Below are 19,471 nucleotides of genomic sequence, written 5' to 3'. Positions count from 1 at the left end.
AACCCTCCAGATCACCGCCACCGCCACCGACACCACCCCCACCACCGCCACCACCACCTTCCCCCTCACCCTCACCTGGTTCTGAGACGAGACCGCCGCCGGGCAGGGGCGCAAGGGCGTGACACGCGCCCGCGGCCCGCGCCCGGCGGCGGCGTGCGTCGTAGGGTCGGGGCATGGCGGAAGCACAGCGCAGGCTCGACGGCAGGGTCGCCCTGGTGGCCGGGGCGACGCGGGGGGCGGGGCGCGGCATCGCGGTCCAACTCGGCGCGCAGGGCGCGACGGTGTACGTGACCGGGCGCAGCACCCGGGGCAGCCGTTCGGAGTACGACCGGCCCGAGACGGTCGAGGAGACCGCCGGGCTGGTCACGGCGGCGGGCGGTCGCGGGATCGCCGTGGTCACGGACCATCTGGTGCCCGCGCAGGTCGAGGCGCTGGTGCGGCGGATCGAGGAGGAGCAGGGCCGCCTGCACCTCCTGGTGAACGACGTGTGGGGAGGTGAACGGCTCTTCGAATGGGACAGCCCTGTCTGGGAGCACGACCTGGACAAAGGGCTGCGGCTGCTGCGGCTCGCGGTGGAGACGCACGCCATCACCAGCCACTACGCGGCCCCGCTGCTGCTGCGGGAGCCGGGCGGGCTGGTGGTGGAGATGACGGACGGTACGGCCCAGTACAACGCGACCCACTACCGGGTGTCGTTCTTCTACGACCTCGCCAAGTCGGCGGTGCTGCGGATGGCGTTCGCGCTCGGGCACGAGCTCGGTCCCCGCGGGGCGACGGCGGTGGCGCTGACACCGGGCTGGCTGCGCTCGGAGATGATGCTCGACGCCTTCGGGGTCACGGAGGCCACCTGGCGCGACGCCCTGGACCGGGTCCCGCACTTCGGCATCTCCGAGACCCCCGCGTACGTGGGGCGGGCGGTCGCGGCGCTGGCCGCGGACCCGGAGGTGGCGCGCTGGAACGGGCAGTCGCTCTCCAGCGGGCAGCTCGCCCGGGTCTACGGGTTCACCGACCTCGACGGCAGCCGCCCGGACGCCTGGCGGTACCTGGTCGAGGTCCAGGACCCGGGCCTGCCCGCCGCCCCCGAGGGCTACCGCTGAGGGCGGGCCACCCCGGCCCCGCACCCGTCCGGGCTCAGTCCAGGCCGAGTTCCCGTCCGGGGCCGAGGGGGGCGAAAAAGCGGGCCACCTGCTCGTCGCCAACCCCGTCCAGCCCGGGCGGCGACCAGCGCGGGGCGCGGTCCTTGTCGATGACCTGGGCGCGGATGCCCTCGACCAGGTCGGGCGAGCGCAGCGCATGGCAGGAGACCCGGTACTCCTGGGCCAGCACCTGCTCCAGCGGCCCCAGTGCGCGGGCCCGGCGCACGGCGGCGAGGGTGACCTTGAGCGCGGTCGGGGACTTGGCCAGGATTGTCTCGGCGGTCTCCTTCGCGGCCGGGTCGTCCTCGCCGAGCAGCCGCTCCACGATCTCCTCGACGGTGTCCGCCGCGTAGCACCGGTCGATCCAGGACCGCCGGCCGGCCAGCTCGCCGGGGGCGGGCGCGGTGGCGTGGCGCGGCAGCAGCTCGGCCGCGGGCGCCGAGGCGAGTGCGGCGGTCAGCTCCGGGAGCCGCTCGGCGGGCACGAAGTGGTCGGCGAGCCCGCACAGCAGTGCGTCGGCGGCGCCCACCGCGGTGCCGGTGAGCGCGAGGTGGGTGCCGAGCCGGCCGGGGGCGCGGCCCAGCAGGTAGGTGCCGCCGACATCCGGGACGAAGCCGATGCCCGTCTCGGGCATGGCGACCCGGGAGCGTTCGGTGACGACGCGGACGCTGCCGTGGGCGGAGAGGCCGACGCCGCCGCCCATGACGATGCCGTCCATGAGGGCGACGTACGGCTTGGCGTAGCGGGCGATGCGGGCGTTGAGCCGGTACTCGTCGCGCCAGAAACCGGCGGAGGCGGCCGTGCCGGCTTTGGCGTCGTCGTGGATGGCCCGGATGTCGCCGCCCGCGCACAGGCCCCGTTCCCCGGCGCCGCGGATGAGCACCTGGGCGACGGCGGGGTCGTGCTCCCAGGCGGCCAGGGCCTCCTCGATGCGCAGCACCATGGGGTGGGTGAGGGCGTTGAGAGCCCTGGGACGGTTGAGGGTGATCACCCCGGTGCAGCCCTCGACGGTGAACAGGACCGTGTCGTCTGCGGCATCTTCGCTCTTCACACCGGCCAGTATGTAGCGTGGCCGGTCATGCGGAAGATCGTCCTGATGATGTCCACGTCCCTCGACGGGTTCATCGAGGGGCCGGGCCGGGACATCGGCTGGCATCTCGTCGACGAGGAATTGCACCGGCACTTCAACGAGGAGCTGCGGGCGATGGGCGGCATGCTGAACGGCCGCGTCATCTACGAGCTGATGGCGGCCTTCTGGCCGACCGCCGACCAGGACCCCGAGGTCCCGGAGTGGATGGCCGAGTTCGCGGGCATCTGGCGCGACCTGCCGAAGTACGTCTACTCGCGGACCCTGGACCAGGCGGACCTCGGCTGGAACTCGGTGCTCGTCCGGGACGTCGTACCGTCGGAGGTCGCCGCGCTGAAGGCGGCCCCGGGCGGCGACCTGACCCTGGGCGGGGCGGATCTGGCCGCCTCGTTCCTGCGCCACGACCTGGTGGACGCGTACCGGATCTATGTGCACCCGGTGCGGATCGGGCGCGGAACCCCGCTGTTCCCGCCGTTCGCCGGGCCGGCTCCGCTCCGGCTCGCCGGCACCCGCTCGTTCGGGAACGGCGTGGTCCGGCTCTCGTACGAGCGCCCCTGAGGCCCTCAGGGCAGGTGCCGGGGGTGCGCCCCGGGGGTGTGTCCGAAGGCCCGCCGGAAGACGTCGATGAAGGCGCTCGCCGAAGACCAGCCGCAGCGGTGCGCGACGGCGGTGACGGGAGTGCCGACGGCCAGCAGCCGCAGCGCCTGGTGCAGTCGCAGCTGGGTGCGCCACTGGGGGAAGGTCATGCCCAGCTCGGCGCGGAACAGCCGGCTCAGCGTCCGCTCCCCGGCCCCGGCTCCCGAGGCGGCGGCGAGGGCGGCGAGCCCGCGCGGGTCCGCCGGATCGGCGTGCAGCAGCCCGCACACCGCCACGAGCCGGGGGTCGCGGGGCTCGGGCAGGTGCAGGGGCTGGAGCGGCGAGACCCGGACCTGGTCGAGCAGCACCCCGAGCAGCCGGCGCCGCTCCGGGCTGCCGTCCTCGGGCATGCGGGTGTAGGCCAGGATCAGCTCCCGCAGGAGCGGTCCGACGGCGATCACGGCGGGCGAGTCGAGGGAGAGCGGGTTGTGATGGGTGGGCAGGCCCACGGAGTGCAGGTCGGTGCGCCCGTACCCGCGGTGCTCGTGCACCGTCCCGGCCGGGATCCACAGTGCGCGGGAGGTCGGGGCCACCCAGGTCCCGGCGTCGGTGGTGACGGAGAGCACTCCGGAACCGGCGTATGCGATCTGGTGGTCGTCGTGCCGGTGGGGGTCGATCCCGATGTGGGTGTCGAGCTCGCGGATGCTGGTGGCGGCCCGGGGGGTGTGGCGGATTTTCTGCATCACCCGGCAATTTATCGGAAGCGGGCCCGCCGTGGGGCGGGGGATTCTCGGTCGGTGAACTCATCGAAGACCGCGATGCCCAAGCCGTCGCCGACCGCGCGCGCCGACCGTCTCCGGCGGGGCCGTACGGCGGCCTACGCGGCGGGCCACGCCTGCGTGGACGTCTACCAGGGCGCCGTCGCCGCGCTCGTTCCCTACCTGGTCGCCGAACGCGGCTACGACTACGCCGCCGCCTCCGGCATCGTGCTCGCCGCCTCGCTGCTGTCCTCCGTGGTCCAGCCGCTGTTCGGGGCGCTGACGGACCGCCGGCCGATGCCGTGGCTGATCCCGCTGAGCACGGCCGCGGCGGGGCTGGGCGTCGCTCTGGTCGGCGCCGACGCCGGCTACCCGGCCACCGTGGCGGCCGTGGCCCTGTCGGGGCTGGGCGCCGCCGCCTACCATCCGGCGGCGGCGCGGCTGGTCCGCACCGCCCTGGGCGGCGTCGGCCACACGGCGATGAGCTGGTTCGCGCTGGGCGGGACCGTGGGCTTCGCGTGCTCCCCGCTGCTGGTCGCCGGGGCGCTGTCGGTGTCCGGGCCGGCGGCCTGGTGGCTGCTGGCGCTCCCCTGCGTGGTGGGCGCGGTCCTGAACCGGCCGCGGAAGGCGCCGCGCGGGCAGACGGCTGCGGCGCGGGAAGCGGCGACGGAGGCGGCGCCGGAAGCGCGCTCGCAGGGGCGCCCGGAGGCGACCCCGGACGCGGCGGGTGCCGCACGGCGGTCCCCTCCGGACGTGCCCGAGGACCGGCGGGCCTTCCTCCGGCTCTCCCTGGTCGTGGTGGTCCGCTCGGTGGCCTTCATCGGGCTGAGCACCTTCATCGCCCTGTACGTCCGTGAGTGCGGCGGGAGCGGAACCGCCGCGGCGGCGGCGCTGTTCGCCCTCTTCGCGGGCAGCGCGGGCGGCACCGTGCTCGGCGGCCGGCTGGCCGCGCGCTGGGGCCGGACCACCACCGTCCGCCGGGCCTACGCCGCTGCGGCGCCCGCCGTCGCGGGCATCCTCTTCCTGCCCCTGCCGCTGGTGCACGTCTGCGCTGCGCTGGCCGCCGCCGCGCTGTACGTGCCGCTGTCCCTCCAGGTCACGCTGGGCCAGGACTACCTGCCGGCCCGCATGGGCACCGCGAGCGGGGTCACGCTCGGCCTCACGGTCAGCGTCGGCGGCGTGGCGAGCCCGCTGATCGGCGCGGCCGCGGACGCCACCTCCCTGCACACGGCCCTGCTCCCGCTGATCGGGCTGCCGCTCGCCGCCTGGGCCCTGTCCCGCGGCCTCCCGGAGCCGGAGCCCGCCGCCTGAGCGGACCACCGGGGGCCCGGCGGATCGGTGGCCCGGGATCAGCTCCTCGGCCGCGCCCGGTGGGCCTGCCAGGCCGCCAGGGCCTCGCGCCGGGTGCCGTCCGGGTGGCGGGCGTGCCAGTCGCGCAGGAACCGGTTGAGCTCGAACTGGGCGCCGATCTCCTGGGGTTCGGCGGCCTGCGCGCGGGTGGCGTGCCAGTGGGCCACGGCCTCGGCGAGGGTGTGGCCCGCGTGCCCGGCGACGTAGTCCCGCATGAAGGCGTCGAAGTGGAAGCCGGACCCGATCTCCCGTACGAAGAACTCCCTCAGCACCTGACTGCACCGCTGGCCCTGCGGGATCACGGTGTCGCCGTCGACGGGGGCCGTGAGCTGGCGCCCGCCGCGCCGGGCGGCCCGTACCGGCTCCGGCGCGGGGCGACCGTCGAGCGCGGCGGCCAGCCGGGTCGTCAGCGCGGGCTTGCCACCGCCGACGGGCAGCCCCATTTGCCGGGCGAGCCCGGTCAGTTCGACCAGGGTCCAATACCAGCGGAGCAGCTCCGCCCCCGTCAGGGCGGGAGTCGGGGCCGGCCGCAATTCCTCGATATTCGCACTCACGTTCCCATTCTAGAAGAGATTCCGCCGAGAAGGGCGAGACGGGTGCCGCACAGGGGGGTGACAACGTCTGACGTGACGTCAATCGAGCTGAATTGTCGGCATTTCATGTGTGGTTATGCTCAAGACCCAAGTGCACCAGGACTTTTATCGATCGCTTATGGGCAGAGTGGGGCGGCCGATAAACACCCCCACACGACCGCAGGACCGGAGAATCCGATGGACAGCAACCTCGTCATCCAGCCCCCCACGGGTGGCCAGGCCTTCGACGCGAGCCAAGTGCCGCTCTACTACAGCCGGAAGACGGCGGACATCCTCCACAAGTACGGCCCCGGACCCAGAGTCCACTTCCACATGGGCCTTTTCGACCCGGGGGCCGCTCCGAACACCACCGTCTCGCAGCAGGTGCTCAAGCGCCGCATCGTCGCGTCCCAGGAAGCGATCGTCGAGCACGCCGCGCGTACCTGGGGCGCGTACGCCAACCCGCCGGGCCGGCTGCTCGACATCGGCTGCGGGGTCGGCGGAGGGTCCCTCTACTGGGCGCAGGAACACGGCGCGCACGTCACCGGGATCACGATAGCGGCCGACCACGTCCCCGTGATCCAGGACTTCGCCCGCCAGGCCGGGGTCGCCGACCGGGTGACCCCCCTGCTCGCCGACGCGCACACCTTCACCACGAACCACCGGTTCGACGCCGTGTACGCCAACGAGAGCTCCGGCTACATGGACCGCGAGCGCCTCTTCCGGATGGCGGCCAGGGCCCTGAAGCCCGGCGGCTGGTTCGGCATACAGGAGCACTTCATCTGCCGCCCCGAGTGGACCGGGTTCATCGACGGCTACTACAAGACGCGCCTGGGCACCCTCACCGAGTACATCTACGCCGCCAAGGCCGCCGGCTTCCACCTGGAGCAGGACGAGGACGTCACCGACCGGGTCGCCGAGTTCTGGGTGCAGTCCATGGCGTGGAACACGGCGGAGCTGGACCGCGTCGAGAACACCGGCGCCCCGTCCGCCTGGTCGCTCGAACGGCTCCGGGAGTCGACCATCACCCACGGCAAGCTGTTCCGCATCTGGCGGGACCACGCGCTGGAGACCCGGCTGCTGCTCTTCCGCCTGGACGGGGGCAGCTGACCGATGCCGCCCGCGTACGACGAGAACACGCACCCCTCCCGCATCGGCTGGGAACTGCCTCCGTTCTACTGGCCCTTCGAGAGGGGACTCATCCACCCGAAGGCGGCGGAGCTGGAGGAGCGGTCCATCGCCTGGATCGACTCCTTCGGCCTCTACCCGGACGCCACCGAACGCGCCTGGGGACTGGCCACCCGCAGCGCCGACTTCACCAGCCGGATCATCCCCCACGGCGAGGTGGAGCCGATGCTGCTCTTCGCCGAGTGGAACTACTGGGCCTTCGCCACCGACGACTGGCAGGACTCCGACTCCAGCGCCACGCGGACGGCCTCCGTCATCGACCAGGGCACCCGGCTCTTCCGCACCCTTGAGGCGCCCGGATCCGGCCTGCTGCCGCCGGGGCCGCACACGGCCGCGCTGGAGGACCTGGTGACACGCACCCGGGCCATGCTCACCCCGGTCCAGCTGCGCCGCTTCACCGAGGGCGTCCGGGACTGGGTGTACGGCGCCGCCGCGCAGGCCGCCCACGCCGACCAGGGCGTCATGCCGAGCCTCAACGACTTCGCGGCGATGCGGATCTCGGTCGGCGGGACCCGGTTCCTGCTGACCTGGTGCGATGCGGCGAACGGGATCGAGGTACCGGGCGACGTGCTGTACTCCGCGCCCGTCCAGGCCCTGACCGACGCCGCCGGGTTCATCGTCGCCTGTGACAACGACCTGTTCTCGTACAACAAGGACGACCACCACGAGCCGCGGGAGCAGAACCTGCTCAACGTGCTGGCGCAGCACCACGGCTGTACGGCCGCCGAGGCGCTGCCGGCCGCGTACGCGCTGAGGGACCGGACGGTGACGCTGTTCGTCCGGCTGCGCGAGCAGCTGGCGCACGGCGCCGGCGAGCAGCTGGGGCGCTACCTCGTCTCCCTGGAACACTGGATCGCGGGCGACACCGAATACCACAACCTCGCGCCGCGCTACACCAGCCCGCGCAACCGCAACGCCCTGCCCGTCGAAGGGGCTTCGTACGACATCACCTGGAGCGACACCCCCAGCGACCCGAGCGTCGAGCCACTGCCCGTCCCGGCTCTCGCCTGGTGGTGGCAGCAGCTCGACGACTCGGCCGGCTGAGTCAGCGCCCGCGCAGGCGCGACCACCAGGAGGCCCGGCCCGCCGGCCGCTCCGCCCCGACCGGGGCGGCCGGGGTCGCGGCCGCAGCGGGCTCGGGCGGCAAGGCGGCCGCCGGGCGAGCACGGGGTACCCGGGTGGCCCCCGTGACCGAGCTGCCCCCAGGGGTGAACGCGACCGGGAGCGCCACGAGGTGACGTGACATCAGGGAGGACGTCCACTGCAGCTCGTCCTCGGGGACCGCCAGTTCCAGATCGGGCAGCCGGGTCAGCAGGGTGTCGATACCGGTGTCCGCGATGGCTCTGCCGATGTCCTGGCCGGGGCACTCGTGGGGGCCGCTGCTGAAGGCCAGGTGGGAACGGTTGCCGTGGACGGGCAGGGCGGGGTCGGGCCGGATGTCGGGGTCGCGGTTGCCGGCCCCGAGGCCCAGCAGCAGCATGTCGCCGGCCTTGATCGGCGTACCGCCCAGCTCCGTGTCGCCGGTCGCCCAGCGCCCGAGCACCGTCATGAAGGGCGGCTCGTCCCACAGGACCTGCTCCAGCGCGTCCGGCAGCGTCATGTGCCCGCCGGAGAGGTTCGCGCGGAAGCGGCGGTCGGTGAGCACCACGCGCAGGGTGTTCGCGATCAGGTTGGCGGTCGTCTCGAACGCCGCGATCAGCACCAGCCGCAGGTGCTCCAGGATCTCGTCGTCGTCGAGTGCGGTGGGGTGCTCCAGCAGCCACGTGGTGAAGTCCCGGCCGGGCGTCTCCCGCTTGCGCGCCACGAGCTCGCGCAGGGTGTCCGAGACGTACTCGAAGCTGACGAGGGCCGTCTCGGTGCCGCGGAGCATGTCGCGGGCCGCCTCGACGAGACGCGGTCCGTAGGACTCCGGCGCCCCGACGAGCTGGGTCATCACCAGCATCGGCAGCGGCTCGGCGAAGTCGGCGACCAGGTCGGCCTTCCCGGACTGGGCGAAGGCGTCGATCAGCTGGTCGGCGAAGCGCCTGACGTAACGCCGTACGCCGCGCCGGTCGAAGCGCTCCAGGGACTCGGTGATCGCCCCGCGCAGCCGCTCGTGCTCGACCCCGTCGACCAGGTGGCACACCGGCTGCCACGCGGTCATGGGGGTCAGGGGGTGGTCCGCGGGGACCTTCCCCTCCCGCATGTCCCGCCAGTGGCGCGGGTCGCGGGCGAACCGGGAGGGGGTGCGCGCCACGTCCAGGTTCTCGCGGTGGCCGAGCACCAGCCAGGCCGGCAGGTCGCCCTGGACCAGGACGGGGGCCACCGTGCCGTACTCGGCGCGCAGCTTCTCGTACAGGCCCATGGGGTCGGCCTCGGCCTCGGGGCCGTAGAGCCGGTGGGCCGGGCAGCCCGGGGGCGGGGCGGCCGGACCCGGCCGGGGGGTCGGGGGGGTGCTCACAAGGCCTCCGGGGTCGCGGCGAGGGAATGCAGGTAGCGCATCAGCGTCATCAGGACGTCACGGCTGGAGTCGCGGCGCCGGGCGTCGCACAGGACCAGTGGTACGGAGAGCGGCAGGTCCAGCGCGGCCCGCAGCTCCTCCAGCGGGTACCCGGGTGCGTCGGGGAAGGAGTTGACGGCGACGACGAACGGCACGCCGCGCTCCTCCAGCCGGCCGATCACGTCGAAGCTGACCTCCAGCCGGCGGGTGTCCACCAGGACCACCGCGCCGAGCGCGCCCTCGAACAGGCCGCGCCACAGGAACCAGAAGCGTTCCTGGCCGGGGGTGCCGAAGAGGTACAGCACCAGCTCGTCGTTGATGCTGATGCGGCCGAAGTCCATGGCCACGGTGGTGGAGGTCTTGCGTTCCACGCCCGCCGTGTCGTCGACGCCGACCCCGGCCTGGGTCATCGTCTCCTCGGTGGTCAGGGGGCGGATCTCGCTGACCGAGCCGACCAGGGTCGTCTTGCCGACGCCGAAGCCGCCCACGATCACCACCTTGACCGCGGCGGCGGCCGTGGCCGGCAGGGCGTCCTCGCGCCGAGGCCCCGCGCGCAGTTCAGAGCTTTCGAAGTCCATCGATGACTGCCTCAATCAGTGCCAGGTCCGGGAGTTGTGCGGGGGCGACGGGTGGGCGGGAGAGCACGTGGCCCGCGGTGAGGAGGTCACCGAGGAGTACGGTGACCACGCTGACCGGCAGGCCGAGGTACGCGGAGATCTCGGCCACCGACAGCGGTGACTGGCACAGCGTCATGATCGCCGCGTGCTCCGGCTGCATCCCGGGCCTGGGCCCCGACTTGGCGATGATCAGCGTGACCAGGTCGAGGGTGGCGGGCAGTAACGGTCCGCTGCGCCCGCCGGTGATCACGTAGAGCCGCTCGGGAGTGCCGTCTTCCCAGTCCCGGCCCGGGTCGCTCACGCGGTCTGCCCCTCGCGCCGGGGCGGGCTGCTGAGGTGCTCTCCGATCCGGGCGACCAGGTCGCGCATCCGCTGACCCATCAGGCCTGCGTCGACGCCTTCGTCGGCCAGCACGGCGAGGTAGGCGCCGGCCCCGGCGGCCATCAGGTAGAAGAAGCCGCCGTCCATCTCGATCACGACGAGCCGCATCCGGCCGCTGCTCCCGGGCAGTTCGGAGGCGACGGCGCCCGCGAGGCTCTGCAGTCCGGCGCAGGCCGCGGCGAGCCGGTCGGCGGTGTCGGTCTCCGCCCCGTACTGCGCCATGCGCAGGCCGTCGGCGGACAGGACGATGACGTGGCGGGTCTGCGGGACGCTCTCGGCCAGGTCCTTGAGCATCCAGTCCATGTTGGTCTGCTGCTGGCTCATGGCTGTTCCCCCTTGCTCGCCGAGACCGGCGAGGCGTCTGTGTTCTTGCTTGCTGCGCCGCTTCTGCTCGCGACGGTCTTGCTGCTGTCCGAGGACAGGCCGTCCTGGAAGGCGGCCAGCCACATCCCGGGCTGTACCTCCGGCCGGGGTTCGGGTGCAGCGGCCCGGTCCGCGGCCGCGGCGGTCGCCGCGGCGGCGGCCGTGATCCGGTCGGGTGCGCCGGGGTTCCCGGGCACCTGCGGGGCGACGGCGCGGGTCTTGCGGCGTCGCTGGGGCAGCCCGTTGGGGGTCCGCTCGGTCACGGCGGGTACCTCGTCGGATGCTGCGTCGAGTGCTGCGTCGGATGCTGCCTGGGCGTAGGAGGGGCCGGTGACGGGCCGCTGCTGCGGGGGCCGGGCGGCCGGTTCCCGGCCGGCTGCTCCGGCGCCCGGCGGCAGGGCGGCCCGGGGGCCCGAGGAGGTGCCGATGCCGTGGGCGACGCCGGTGGCGGAGGAGGCGGTGGTGATCAGCCCCTGCGGGATGACCAGGACCGCGCGAACGCCGCCGTACGCCGAGGAGCGCAGCGAGACCTGGAAGTCGTACGCCTGGGAGAGCCGGCCGACCACGGCCAGACCGAGGCGCGGCGTCTCGCCGAGGTCGGCGAGGTCGATGCCCTGCTGGGCCTGCCGGAGCATGCGCTCGGCCCGCTTGCGGGCCTCCTCGCTCATGCTGACGCCGCCGTCCTCGATCTCGACGGCGATGCCCGAGTTCACGTCGACGGCGGTCAGGTGGACCTTGGTCTGCGGAGGGGAGTAGCGGGTGGCGTTGTCGAGCAGCTCGGCCAGCGCGTGGATCAGCGGTTCGACGGCCGGTCCGACGACGGCGACCTGCGAGACCGAGTGGAGCTCGACGCGCTGGTAGTCGATGATCCGCGACATGGCGCCGCGCAGCACGCTGTAGAGCGGTACGGCCTTGCTCCACTGGCGGCCGGGGCGGGCGCCACCGAGCACGGCGATGGAGTCCGCGAGGCGGCCGATCAGGGCCGTGCCGTGGTCGAGCCGCAGCAGATCGCCGAAGACCTCGGGGGTGTGACCGTGCCGGTCCTCCATGTCCCGCAGTTCCTGGGCCTGTTGGTGGACGATGGCCTGGACGCGGCGGGCGATGTTCACGAAGGCGCGCTGCGCGGAGTCGCGCAGGTCCTCCTCGGCGACGACGGCGTCGAGCACCGAGCGCAGCACCGCCTGGTGGGCGTCCCTGAACTCGGGGGTGAGGCCTGCCCCGTGGGTGCCGGGCTCTTCCAGGGAGGCGAGCACCTCCTCGGGGAACTCGCCCTTGCGCAGGCGCTCGACGACATCGGGCAGCAGTTCCTGGGCGAGGCGTACGGTCTCGGCCTGCTGCCGCGCCAGCGCCGCCTCGTGCGCGGCGACCGTGACCCGCAGCCCGGCCACCGCCTTGCCGCGCCGGGCGGCCTCACCACAGGCGAGCGCAACGGCGACGAAGGCCACGGCACCGACCCAGGCCACGGGCGTACGCGCTGGTGCGGACACCAGCACCACGGCAACGGCCGCGGCTAGGGCGGTCACGAGCGCGGGAAGCGCCCAAACGACGGGTGAGGTGGGCCCTGGACTTCCGGGCGACGATCCCACGCGAACCATCAGAACCCTCAAACGATCGAAAGCGAATGATCATATGACAACGGCCCGGAATCTTAGCGTCTCCGTGCACGACTCTTGACAGCAGGTCATGAACTGGACGTATCAAGCCGGTTGCCGCGCAACGACGTGGCCGAAACCCATCTGCTCCCCCACGGCCGCCGACCTCGCACACGCCCCCGCATACCCAGACGACAGGCCCCGCCCCCACAGGTCCACCCCGGGAACGGCTCCGCTCCACGGAGCCATCGATTCGGCCGGATCCCGCCCCTGCGCCCTAGGTGCGGGCAGACACGTAGCGGCCGATGGAGTCATCCACGGGCGGGAGGCGAGATCGACTCCGTCGTCGGCGAGCACAGGGCGCGTCGGCGGCTCTGCTTCCGGAATCCTGGCGCCGGTCCCGTTCTCTAGTACACCTCCCCGGCGCGCCGCCGCAGGCGTTCGGCGGCCCCGCACACCGGCAGGCGGGCCAGCGGTGACACAGGGGCCGAGATCCCGGAGGCAGTCAGCCAGACGACCGCACTGGGAAGGAGCAGGCCGGTGACGGGCAACGCGTCAGAGGCCTTCTCGGATGACTCCGAGAAGGCCTCTGACGAACGACTCATTGGAGTCGAGACGACAGGATTTGAACCTGCGACCCCTTGAGCGGGTCGGGGACGGCCAGGCCAGGGGGGACGGCGCCCCGTGCGGCCCGGCGGGCACGTCAGCGGCGGCGCCATTCCTCGGCCAGGAGGCGGTAGGAGCGGACCCTGTCGGCGTGGTCGTGCGTGATCGTGGTGATCAGCAGCTCGTCGGCGCGAGTGGCCTCCTGGAGCCGTTCGAGGTGATCGGCGACGGTCCGCGGCGAGCCGACGAACTGTGTCTCCACCCGGTCGGCCACCACCTTCCGGTCTGCGTCCGTCCAGGGGCCTGTCAGCGCCCGCGCCTCTGCCGGGGAGGGGAAAGGGATGGCGCCTTCGGCCGTGCGGATGCTGTGCACCCAGGGCGCGTATCCGGCGGCCAGTTCGCGGGCCGTGGCGTCGTCCTCGGCCACGACCACGTCGGCGGACACGGTGACGTACGGGCGGTCCAGTTCGGCGGAGGGTTTGAACGCTGCCCGGTAGCCCTCGGCCGCCTCCAGCACGCTCGCCGGGCTGACGTGGTAGTTCGCTGCGAACCGCAGGCCGTTGCGGCCCGCCGTCTCGGCGCTCTGGCCGCCGCTGCTGCCCAGGATCCACACCTGTACGTCGGCCCCCTCGCCGGGGACGGCGTGCGCCTCGATGCCCTCATCGGACCGGTACTCGCCGCGCAGCAGCGCGAGGACGTCGTCGACCTGCTCGCCGTAGTCCTGCGGCTGGGCACCGGGCAGGTTCAGCAGCTTTTGCTGGAGCGCGACCCGGGGATGGCCCAGCAGGTGTGCGAAGGAGAAGCGCTCCGGGATGCGCAGCCCGTTCGGGGTGTGTCCGACGAAGGGCTCCGCCTCCCCGGCCCGCTGTTGCGGAGGCCGGCCCGCCGAGCGGCCCAGGCCCAGGTCGAGGCGGCCCGGGTGCAGGGCGTCGATCAGGCCGAACTCCTCGACCGTGGACAGCGCCGTGCGGTGGCCGAGCTGTACGGCCCCGGAGCCGATCCGGATCGTGGAGGTGGCGGAGGCGGTCAGGGCCAGCACCACCGCCGGGGAGGTCCCGGCGACACCGGGATTGAGGTGGTGCTCGGCGAACCAGTAGCGGGCGTAGCCGAGTCGTTCCGTCTGGCGGGCCAGATCGATGCTGTTGTGCAGGGCGTCGGCGGCGGTGGAGCCGGAGGGGATCGGGATGAGGTCGAGGACCCCGAGCGGGATGCCGGACATGGCCAGGTCTCCTTACAGATCGGCGAAGGGGGGATCGGGGATCTCGCGGCGCAGCACCGGCGCGATCTCGGACTGGAACAGCTCCAGCGAGGCGCGGTGGGCGGCCGGCGGGAGACCGCCCGGCTCGGCCTGCAGGTGCAGGACGGTGTGGCCGAACTGCTCGTGGTAGCGGTGCACCTTCTCGACGATCTGCTGGGGGCTGCCGATCAGCGCGGAGCTGCGCTCCACGAAGTCGTCCAGGTGCGAGAACACCGGTTCTACGCCGGCCTGTTCGTGGAAGGCGAGGTACTGCTCGAAGGCCGGCCGGTACGCCGCCACCGCCTGCTGCGAGGTGCGGGCCGCGTGGAAGCCGGCCGTACCCGCGCCCACCACGGCGAGCGCCGGGTCGTGCCCGTAGTGCTCCCAGCGCTCCCGGTAGTGGCGGATCAGCTCGGCGTACGGGCCGATCGGATGGGTGACGTTCGCGGAGAACAGCGGATCTCCGTAGCGGGCGGCGAGGTCCACGGACTCCCGGCTGGTCGCGCTGCCGTGCCACACCCGCGGGGGCGGCCCACCGGGGCGGGGCAGCACCTCGGCGTCCTTCAGCGCCGGCCGGAACCGGGGCTCCGCCGTCACCCGGTCCTCGCGCCAGAGCCGCCGCAGTAGCTCGTAGCCCTCGCTGTTGCGCTCCCACTGGTCCTCGGGCGTGACGTGGAACAGCTCCCGCTGGGCCGTGCCGTTGCCCTTGCCGATCATCAGCTCCAGCCGACCGCCGGACAGGTGGTCCAGCGTCGCGTAGTCCTCGTACGCCCGGACGGGGTCGAGCAGGCTCAGCGTGGTGACGGCGGTGAAGAGCCGGATCCGGCGGGTCAGCGCGGCGATGTGGGAGAGCACCACGGGCGGTGAGGACGACAGGAACGGCCGCTCGTGCCGCTCGCCGACCCCGAAACCGTCGAAGCCGAGCTCCTCCGCCGCCAGCGCGCTGTCGACGACCTCGCGGAACCGCTCGCGGACGGGGGTCAGCCGGCCCGTGACCGGGTCCGGGGCGTGCACGATCAGCGTGATGGCCAGGAACTTCACGAGGCCGTGGCCTGCCGCTCGACGGCCGGCCGGACCGCCGGCACGTCGAGTCCGAGGTGGTCGCGCAGGGTGGTGCCGGTGTACTCGCTGCGGAAGACGCCGCGTTCCTGAAGGAGGGGGACGACGGTGTCGGCGAAGCCCTCCAGTCCGTCCGGGGTGATGTGCGGCACCAGGATGAAGCCGTCCGCGGCGTCCGCCTGCACCAGGCTGTTGATGGACTCGGCGACGGTCGCGGGAGAGCCGACGAAGGTCTGCTTGGCGGTGGTGGCGATCACCAGCTCGCGGATGGAGAGGTTCTTGGCCTCGGCGAGCTCGCGCCACTGACGCGCGGTGGCCAGCGGGTCGCGGAACTGCCGTATGCTCGCGCGGCCGAGGGCGATGGTGTTCTCGCCGGGGTCGGGGTCGACGTCCGGGAGCGGTCCGTCCGGGTCGTAGCCGGACAGGTCGCGGTTCCAGACGTGTTCCAGGTACTTGATCGCGGTGGCCCCGCTGACCTGGGAGCGCCGTACCTCGTGGGCGAGTTCGCGGGCCTGGGCGTCGGTGTCGGCCAGGGCGAAGGTGGCGGCCGGCAGGATCAGCAGCTCCTCCGGGCGGCGGCCGTACCGGGGCAGGCGTCCCTTGACGTCGGCGTAGAACTCCCGGCCTGCCTCCAGGGTTGCGTACCGGCCGAAGATGGCGTCGGCGGATGCGGCGGCGAACTCGCGTCCTTCGTCGGAGTCGCCGGCCTGGAAGACCACCGGACGGCCCTGGGGGCTGCGCGGCACGTTGAAGCGGCCCTCGATGTCGAAGTGGCGGCCCTGGTGGGCGAAGGCCCCGGCGCGCGCGTCGCGCAGGAAGGTGCCGGAGACGGGGTCCGCGGTGACCTCGGTGCCGTCCCAGGAATCGAACAGCTCGGTCGCGGTGGCCAGGAACTCCTGGGCCCGGGTGTAGCGGTCCTCGCGGGGCAGGAATCCGCCGCGGCGGAAGTTCTCCCCGGTGAAGGCGTCCCAGGAGGTGACCACGTTCCAGGCGGCCCGGCCCTCGGAGAGGTGGTCCAGGGAGGCGAACTGGCGGGCCACTTCGTAGGGCTCGTTGAAGGTGGAGTTGATGGTGCCGGTGAGGCCGAGGTGCTCGGTGACGGCGGCCAGCGCGGCAAGCACGGTGAAGGTGTCCGGCCTGCCGACCACATCCAAGTCGTATATTTTCCCGCCTTGTTCGCGCAGGCGGAGCCCTTCGGCAAGGAAGAGGAAGTCGAACTTGGCGCGTTCGGCGGTCTGCGCGAAGCGGACGAAGGAGTCGAACTCGATGTGGCTGCCGGCCGCGGGGTCGCTCCACACCGTGGTGTTGTTGACCCCGGGGAAGTGAGCGGCGAGATGGATCTGCTTGAGCGGCTTGGTGCTCATGGTGTCCTTCCGGTTCCGGATCCGAGGTCAGGCCGTGAGCGCTGCGGCGGCGTAGCGGTTGGCGGGGCGTTCCAGACCCAGCAGCCCGCGCAGCGAGGACGCCTCGTACGTACTGCGGAACACGCCGCGCCGCTGGAGCTCGGGCACCAGCCGGCGGGTGATGGCGGGCAGGTCGTGGGCGATGACAGCGGGACGCAGCCGGAAACCGGTCAGGCCCGTCTCCCGCCACTCCTGAATCAGGTCCGCGAGCTCGGCCGGGGTCCCGCTGAACGTGGCGGCGTCGGTGGGGGCCGGGGCGCCTGCGACCCCGTCGAGCCGGTCGCGGCGGGCGGCGGCCGCCGGGCCGTCCTCGTCCAGGAACACGGTGAGGTCGGCGAAGACGTGCCGGGGGCCGGGCGGCGGGGGCAGCACGGCGGCCGCAGCCCGTGCCTCGTCCAGGTCGCGCGGGGTGACGTACACGAGGTCGACCAGACCGGTCCGGGGGGCTGTCGTACCGGCCAGGGCCGTGACCAGGGGCTGGCCCTGCGGGGGACGCGGGGTGATCGACGGCCCCCGGACGCTGAAGTGCGGTCCCTCGAAGTTGATGTAGTGCAGCTTGTCGCGGTCGACGAACCGGCCGGTGGCCACGTCCCGGATCTCCGCGTCGTCCTCCCAGCTGTCCCACAGCCGGCGCACCACCTCCACGTGGTCGGCGGCCTCCTCGGCCAGCTCGCCCACCGGCGCGGGGAACTCGCGGCGCCCGAAGTGCCGTGCCTCGTACGGCAGTCCGGAGGTCTGTACGTGCAGACCCGCCCGGCCCCGGCTGACGTAGTCGAGCGTGGCGATCGCCTTCGAGATGTGGAAGGGCTCGGTGTGCGTGGCCGTCACGCTCGGGACCAGACCGATGTGCCGGGTCAGCGGCGCGACCCTGGCGGCGGTCAGCACCGCGTCCAGCCGTCCGCGCACCCGGTCCGTGCGCGCGTCGGGTTCCGCCGCCGCGGACGACTGGAGGGCCAGACCGTCCTCGAAGGTGACGAAGTCCAGCAGCCCGGCCTCCGCCTCGGCGACGACGTCGGCCCAGTACCGGGCCGTGAACAGTTCAGCGGGCCGGGCGCCCGGCTCCCGCCAGGCAGCCGGGTGCCAGCCGGCGCCGTCGAGCGCGACGGCGAGGTGCAGTTCGGACACGTCGAACAACGCCTTTCTGATCGACCGTGGTGGAGGAAGGAAAAGAAGGGGTAGCCGGGAAAACGGGTCCGGGAAATCTTCCGGACCGCCCCGAAAAAACGCTACGTCGTACGGAACGGCGGCACAATGACCGCAGTATTAAGGGAATTTGGCAGCCTTGTTGCCCGGTGTCCGGACCGCGAGGAACAGCGGCCGCCTGCGCAGCGTGAAGCCGATCGACTCGTACAGCCGGATCGCCGCGGTGTTGGACGCCCCCGTGTGCAGGAACGGCACCTCCCCGCGTTCCCGTATGCCCGCGGCCACCGCGCGCACCAGCCGGGTCGCCAACCCCCGGCCCCGGTGGCCGGGGTGGGTGCACACCGCGCTGATCTCCGTCCAGCCGGGTGGCCGGAGCCGCTCCCCTGCCATCGCGATCAGCCGGCCCTCGTGGCGGATTCCGAGGTACCTGCCCAGTTCCACGGTCCGGGGCAGGAACGGGCCCGGCTGGGTGAGGGCGACGAGGTCGAGCATCTCCGGTACGTCGGCCGGACCGAGCCGCACCGCCTCGGGCGCCGGTTCGGCGCGCAGTGCGGTGTCGACGAGTTGGACGCCCGGGACCGAGCCCACGGTCTCCCAGCCGTCGGGCGGGTCCAGCAGGCCGGTGAGCCCGACGACCTGCCCGGGCCCGGTCAGGGCTTGCAGATCGTGCCAGGAGCGGCGGTCGCCGGGGTCGGCGAGGGCGGCGAAGGGGGAGACGTCGTCGCGGTAGCGGGCGGCGCGGCCGCCACCGTCCGGAGCCGGCACGGCGAACGGGGCGTGCGGACCGCAGAGCGAGGCCCAGGCGGGATTGTCCAGGACGTGGGGTGGCATCGGTGGCTCAGGAGTTGGTCAGGGGCAGGCCGGGCGGATTGACCTGGGAGGTCTTCACGGCCTCCTCGGACAGGTTCCAGGCCGCCAGCAGCTTCGCGTACTGCCCGTTCTGGATCAGGTGGTTGATCGTGGCCGCGACGGGCTCGGCCAGCCCGCTGTCCTTCTTGGCGGTCGCCGCGATCAGCCCCTGGAGGGTCTCCCCCGCGCCGGAGAACTGGCCCGCGTTCCGGGTCGGCGCGGCGCTGTTGGCGGTCTGGGTGATGTGGTAGGCGCTGGACGGGTTCGGCACGAAGGTGATGTCGATCTTCTTGCCGCTGAGCGCCAGGTAGGTGCTGTTGCTGTCCGGGAAGTACTTGACGTCGATGTCCTTGCCCTCGGACCGCAGTCTCGCCTGCCACTCAAGGAGGATCTTCTCCTGGTTGGTGCCCCGGGCGACCGCGACGGTCTTGCCCGCGAGGTTGCGGTAGTCACCCCCGAAGTTCCAGGGGTTGTCCTTCAGCACCTCGAAGGCCAGGTTGTCCTGCCGGTACGAGGCGAACTCGTACTTCTTCTTCCGCTCCTCGGTGACGGTGACGTTGGTGAAGGCCACGTCGACCTTGCCGCTGTCGATGCCGACGAACAGGTTCTCCCAGGTGGAGTTCTTCACCACCGGCTTCAGTCCGAGCGTTGCGGCCACCAGCCGTCCGAGGTCCGGCTCCGCGCCGGTCAGGGTCTTCTGGTCGGTGCCGACGTACGCCAGCGGCGGGAACCCGGCGGGCAGCGCGCCCACCCCGATGACCAGTTCCCCCCGTTCACGGACGGCCTCGGGCAGTTTCGCCCGGAGGGACTCCTCCACCGGGACGGTGAGGTCGGTCTGCTGCGCGGCGCCGTTGGACAGGGCGCCGACGGCGACCGTGGCGGTGCCCGCCGGGGCACCGGTCCCGCCGGCTCCGGCGGCTGCGCTCTTGCCGCCGCAGGCGGTGAGCCCGGCGACGAGAGTCGCGGCGGCGGCCGCGGTGGCGAGGGCTCTGCGCAATGGCTTCAGGTGCTGCATGGGGTGACGTTCCTTCGACTCGCGGGTAGCTCGCGGGGTAGGGGGTACGGGGCGGGGTAC

19 protein-coding genes are annotated in these 19,471 nt (G+C 72.8%); 5 read left to right on the top strand and 14 right to left on the bottom strand.

The window, feature by feature from the left end; genetic code table 11:
- Window positions 1-173 precede the first annotated feature (173 nt).
- Window positions 174-1,097 (top strand): SDR family oxidoreductase, encoded by a 924-nt coding sequence (locus ABZ128_RS15580; RefSeq protein WP_356848738.1) that lies wholly within the window; start codon window positions 174-176, stop codon window positions 1,095-1,097.
- A gap of 34 nt (window positions 1,098-1,131) precedes the next feature.
- Here ABZ128_RS15580 and ABZ128_RS15575 read toward each other — a convergent pair whose 3' ends face one another.
- Complete coding sequence (locus ABZ128_RS15575) at window positions 1,132-2,187, bottom strand: enoyl-CoA hydratase/isomerase family protein (RefSeq protein ID WP_356848736.1); 1,056 nt, start codon at window positions 2,185-2,187, stop codon at window positions 1,132-1,134.
- A gap of 27 nt (window positions 2,188-2,214) precedes the next feature.
- Here ABZ128_RS15575 and ABZ128_RS15570 point away from each other — a divergent pair, with 27 nt between their 5' ends.
- A complete protein-coding gene (locus ABZ128_RS15570) occupies window positions 2,215-2,781 on the top strand; it encodes a dihydrofolate reductase family protein (protein WP_356848735.1) in 567 nt (188 codons plus the stop codon).
- 5 nt (window positions 2,782-2,786) lie between these two features.
- On the opposite strand, the gene ABZ128_RS15565 is transcribed toward ABZ128_RS15570, so the two are convergent.
- Window positions 2,787-3,542, bottom strand: a complete 756-nt coding sequence (locus tag ABZ128_RS15565; protein ID WP_356848733.1) for a helix-turn-helix transcriptional regulator — start codon at window positions 3,540-3,542, stop codon at window positions 2,787-2,789.
- Between the two features lie 54 nt (window positions 3,543-3,596).
- On the opposite strand from ABZ128_RS15565, the gene ABZ128_RS15560 reads away from it, so the two are divergent.
- Entirely contained in the window at window positions 3,597-4,868 is a 1,272-nt protein-coding gene (locus ABZ128_RS15560; RefSeq protein ID WP_356848732.1) for an MFS transporter, read from the top strand.
- A 38-nt stretch (window positions 4,869-4,906) separates the two neighbouring features.
- Here the strand turns inward: ABZ128_RS15560 and ABZ128_RS15555 are convergent, their stop codons facing one another.
- Complete coding sequence (locus ABZ128_RS15555; protein WP_356848731.1) at window positions 4,907-5,461, bottom strand: DUF6434 domain-containing protein; 555 nt, start codon at window positions 5,459-5,461, stop codon at window positions 4,907-4,909.
- Between the two features lie 216 nt (window positions 5,462-5,677).
- On the opposite strand from ABZ128_RS15555, the gene ABZ128_RS15550 reads away from it, so the two are divergent.
- Window positions 5,678-6,589 carry a methyltransferase domain-containing protein gene (locus tag ABZ128_RS15550; protein ID WP_356848730.1) on the top strand — a complete coding sequence of 304 codons (912 nt, stop codon included), beginning with the start codon at window positions 5,678-5,680 and terminating at the stop codon, window positions 6,587-6,589.
- A gap of 3 nt (window positions 6,590-6,592) precedes the next feature.
- The gene (locus ABZ128_RS15545) at window positions 6,593-7,711 is read left to right on the top strand and encodes a hypothetical protein (protein WP_356848728.1); all 1,119 of its coding nucleotides are present in this window, start codon (window positions 6,593-6,595) and stop codon (window positions 7,709-7,711) included.
- Window position 7,712: 1 nt separating this feature from the next.
- On the opposite strand, the gene ABZ128_RS15540 is transcribed toward ABZ128_RS15545, so the two are convergent.
- The 11 genes from ABZ128_RS15540 to ABZ128_RS15490 all read right to left on the bottom strand — a co-directional run bounded on the left by ABZ128_RS15540 (window position 7,713) and on the right by ABZ128_RS15490 (window position 19,411).
- The gene (locus tag ABZ128_RS15540; RefSeq protein ID WP_356848726.1) at window positions 7,713-9,107 is read right to left on the bottom strand and encodes a cytochrome P450; all 1,395 of its coding nucleotides are present in this window, start codon (window positions 9,105-9,107) and stop codon (window positions 7,713-7,715) included.
- Window positions 9,104-9,724, bottom strand: coding sequence for an ATP/GTP-binding protein (locus ABZ128_RS15535; RefSeq protein ID WP_356848725.1), 621 nt, complete (start codon window positions 9,722-9,724; stop codon window positions 9,104-9,106). Before ABZ128_RS15535 ends, ABZ128_RS15540 begins: the two co-directional genes overlap by 4 nt.
- A complete protein-coding gene (locus ABZ128_RS15530; protein ID WP_356848724.1) occupies window positions 9,705-10,064 on the bottom strand; it encodes a DUF742 domain-containing protein in 360 nt (119 codons plus the stop codon). Before ABZ128_RS15530 ends, ABZ128_RS15535 begins: the two co-directional genes overlap by 20 nt.
- Entirely contained in the window at window positions 10,061-10,468 is a 408-nt protein-coding gene (locus ABZ128_RS15525) for a roadblock/LC7 domain-containing protein (RefSeq protein ID WP_356848723.1), read from the bottom strand. Before ABZ128_RS15525 ends, ABZ128_RS15530 begins: the two co-directional genes overlap by 4 nt.
- On the bottom strand, window positions 10,465-12,102 hold the full coding sequence (locus ABZ128_RS15520; protein ID WP_356848722.1) for an ATP-binding protein: 1,638 nt from the start codon (window positions 12,100-12,102) through the stop codon (window positions 10,465-10,467). The genes ABZ128_RS15525 and ABZ128_RS15520 overlap by 4 nt, the downstream gene beginning before the upstream one ends.
- Window positions 12,103-12,802: 700 nt before the next feature.
- Entirely contained in the window at window positions 12,803-13,924 is a 1,122-nt protein-coding gene (locus ABZ128_RS15515; protein ID WP_356848721.1) for an LLM class flavin-dependent oxidoreductase, read from the bottom strand.
- 12 nt (window positions 13,925-13,936) lie between these two features.
- A complete protein-coding gene (locus ABZ128_RS15510) occupies window positions 13,937-14,983 on the bottom strand; it encodes an LLM class flavin-dependent oxidoreductase (protein WP_356848719.1) in 1,047 nt (348 codons plus the stop codon).
- Window positions 14,980-16,365 (bottom strand): NtaA/DmoA family FMN-dependent monooxygenase, encoded by a 1,386-nt coding sequence (locus ABZ128_RS15505; RefSeq protein WP_356848717.1) that lies wholly within the window; start codon window positions 16,363-16,365, stop codon window positions 14,980-14,982. The genes ABZ128_RS15510 and ABZ128_RS15505 overlap by 4 nt, the downstream gene beginning before the upstream one ends.
- Before the next feature lie 27 nt (window positions 16,366-16,392).
- Window positions 16,393-17,538, bottom strand: coding sequence for an LLM class flavin-dependent oxidoreductase (locus ABZ128_RS15500; RefSeq protein WP_356848716.1), 1,146 nt, complete (start codon window positions 17,536-17,538; stop codon window positions 16,393-16,395).
- Between the two features lie 129 nt (window positions 17,539-17,667).
- On the bottom strand, window positions 17,668-18,378 hold the full coding sequence (locus ABZ128_RS15495; protein WP_356848715.1) for a GNAT family N-acetyltransferase: 711 nt from the start codon (window positions 18,376-18,378) through the stop codon (window positions 17,668-17,670).
- Window positions 18,379-18,385: 7 nt separating this feature from the next.
- Window positions 18,386-19,411: an ABC transporter substrate-binding protein gene (locus tag ABZ128_RS15490; protein ID WP_356848714.1), complete on the bottom strand. Its 1,026-nt coding sequence runs from the start codon at window positions 19,409-19,411 to the stop codon at window positions 18,386-18,388.
- Window positions 19,412-19,471: the final 60 nt, after the last annotated feature.

It is taken from the genome of Streptomyces sp. NPDC006326, assembly GCF_040612915.1.
Classification (GTDB): Bacteria; Actinomycetota; Actinomycetes; order Streptomycetales; family Streptomycetaceae; genus Streptomyces.
The sequence above is the reverse complement of the archived record's forward strand: the minus strand, read 5'-3'. Positions and strand labels throughout refer to the sequence as shown.

What these genes read in the sequence shown, in the direction of transcription:
- ABZ128_RS15580 (WP_356848738.1), top strand. Translation starts at nt 174, where the DNA reads ATGGCGGAAGCACAGCGCAGGCTCGACGGCAGGGTCGCCCTGGTGGCC.
- ABZ128_RS15570 (WP_356848735.1), top strand. Translation starts at nt 2,215, where the DNA reads ATGCGGAAGATCGTCCTGATGATGTCCACGTCCCTCGACGGGTTCATC.
- ABZ128_RS15565 (WP_356848733.1), bottom strand. Translation starts at nt 3,542, where the DNA reads ATGCAGAAAATCCGCCACACCCCCCGGGCCGCCACCAGCATCCGCGAG.
- ABZ128_RS15550 (WP_356848730.1), top strand. Translation starts at nt 5,678, where the DNA reads ATGGACAGCAACCTCGTCATCCAGCCCCCCACGGGTGGCCAGGCCTTC.
- ABZ128_RS15545 (WP_356848728.1), top strand. Translation starts at nt 6,593, where the DNA reads ATGCCGCCCGCGTACGACGAGAACACGCACCCCTCCCGCATCGGCTGG.
- ABZ128_RS15535 (WP_356848725.1), bottom strand. Translation starts at nt 9,724, where the DNA reads ATGGACTTCGAAAGCTCTGAACTGCGCGCGGGGCCTCGGCGCGAGGAC.
- ABZ128_RS15525 (WP_356848723.1), bottom strand. Translation starts at nt 10,468, where the DNA reads ATGAGCCAGCAGCAGACCAACATGGACTGGATGCTCAAGGACCTGGCC.
- ABZ128_RS15520 (WP_356848722.1), bottom strand. Translation starts at nt 12,102, where the DNA reads ATGGTTCGCGTGGGATCGTCGCCCGGAAGTCCAGGGCCCACCTCACCC.
- ABZ128_RS15515 (WP_356848721.1), bottom strand. Translation starts at nt 13,924, where the DNA reads ATGTCCGGCATCCCGCTCGGGGTCCTCGACCTCATCCCGATCCCCTCC.
- ABZ128_RS15505 (WP_356848717.1), bottom strand. Translation starts at nt 16,365, where the DNA reads ATGAGCACCAAGCCGCTCAAGCAGATCCATCTCGCCGCTCACTTCCCC.
- ABZ128_RS15495 (WP_356848715.1), bottom strand. Translation starts at nt 18,378, where the DNA reads ATGCCACCCCACGTCCTGGACAATCCCGCCTGGGCCTCGCTCTGCGGT.
- ABZ128_RS15490 (WP_356848714.1), bottom strand. Translation starts at nt 19,411, where the DNA reads ATGCAGCACCTGAAGCCATTGCGCAGAGCCCTCGCCACCGCGGCCGCC.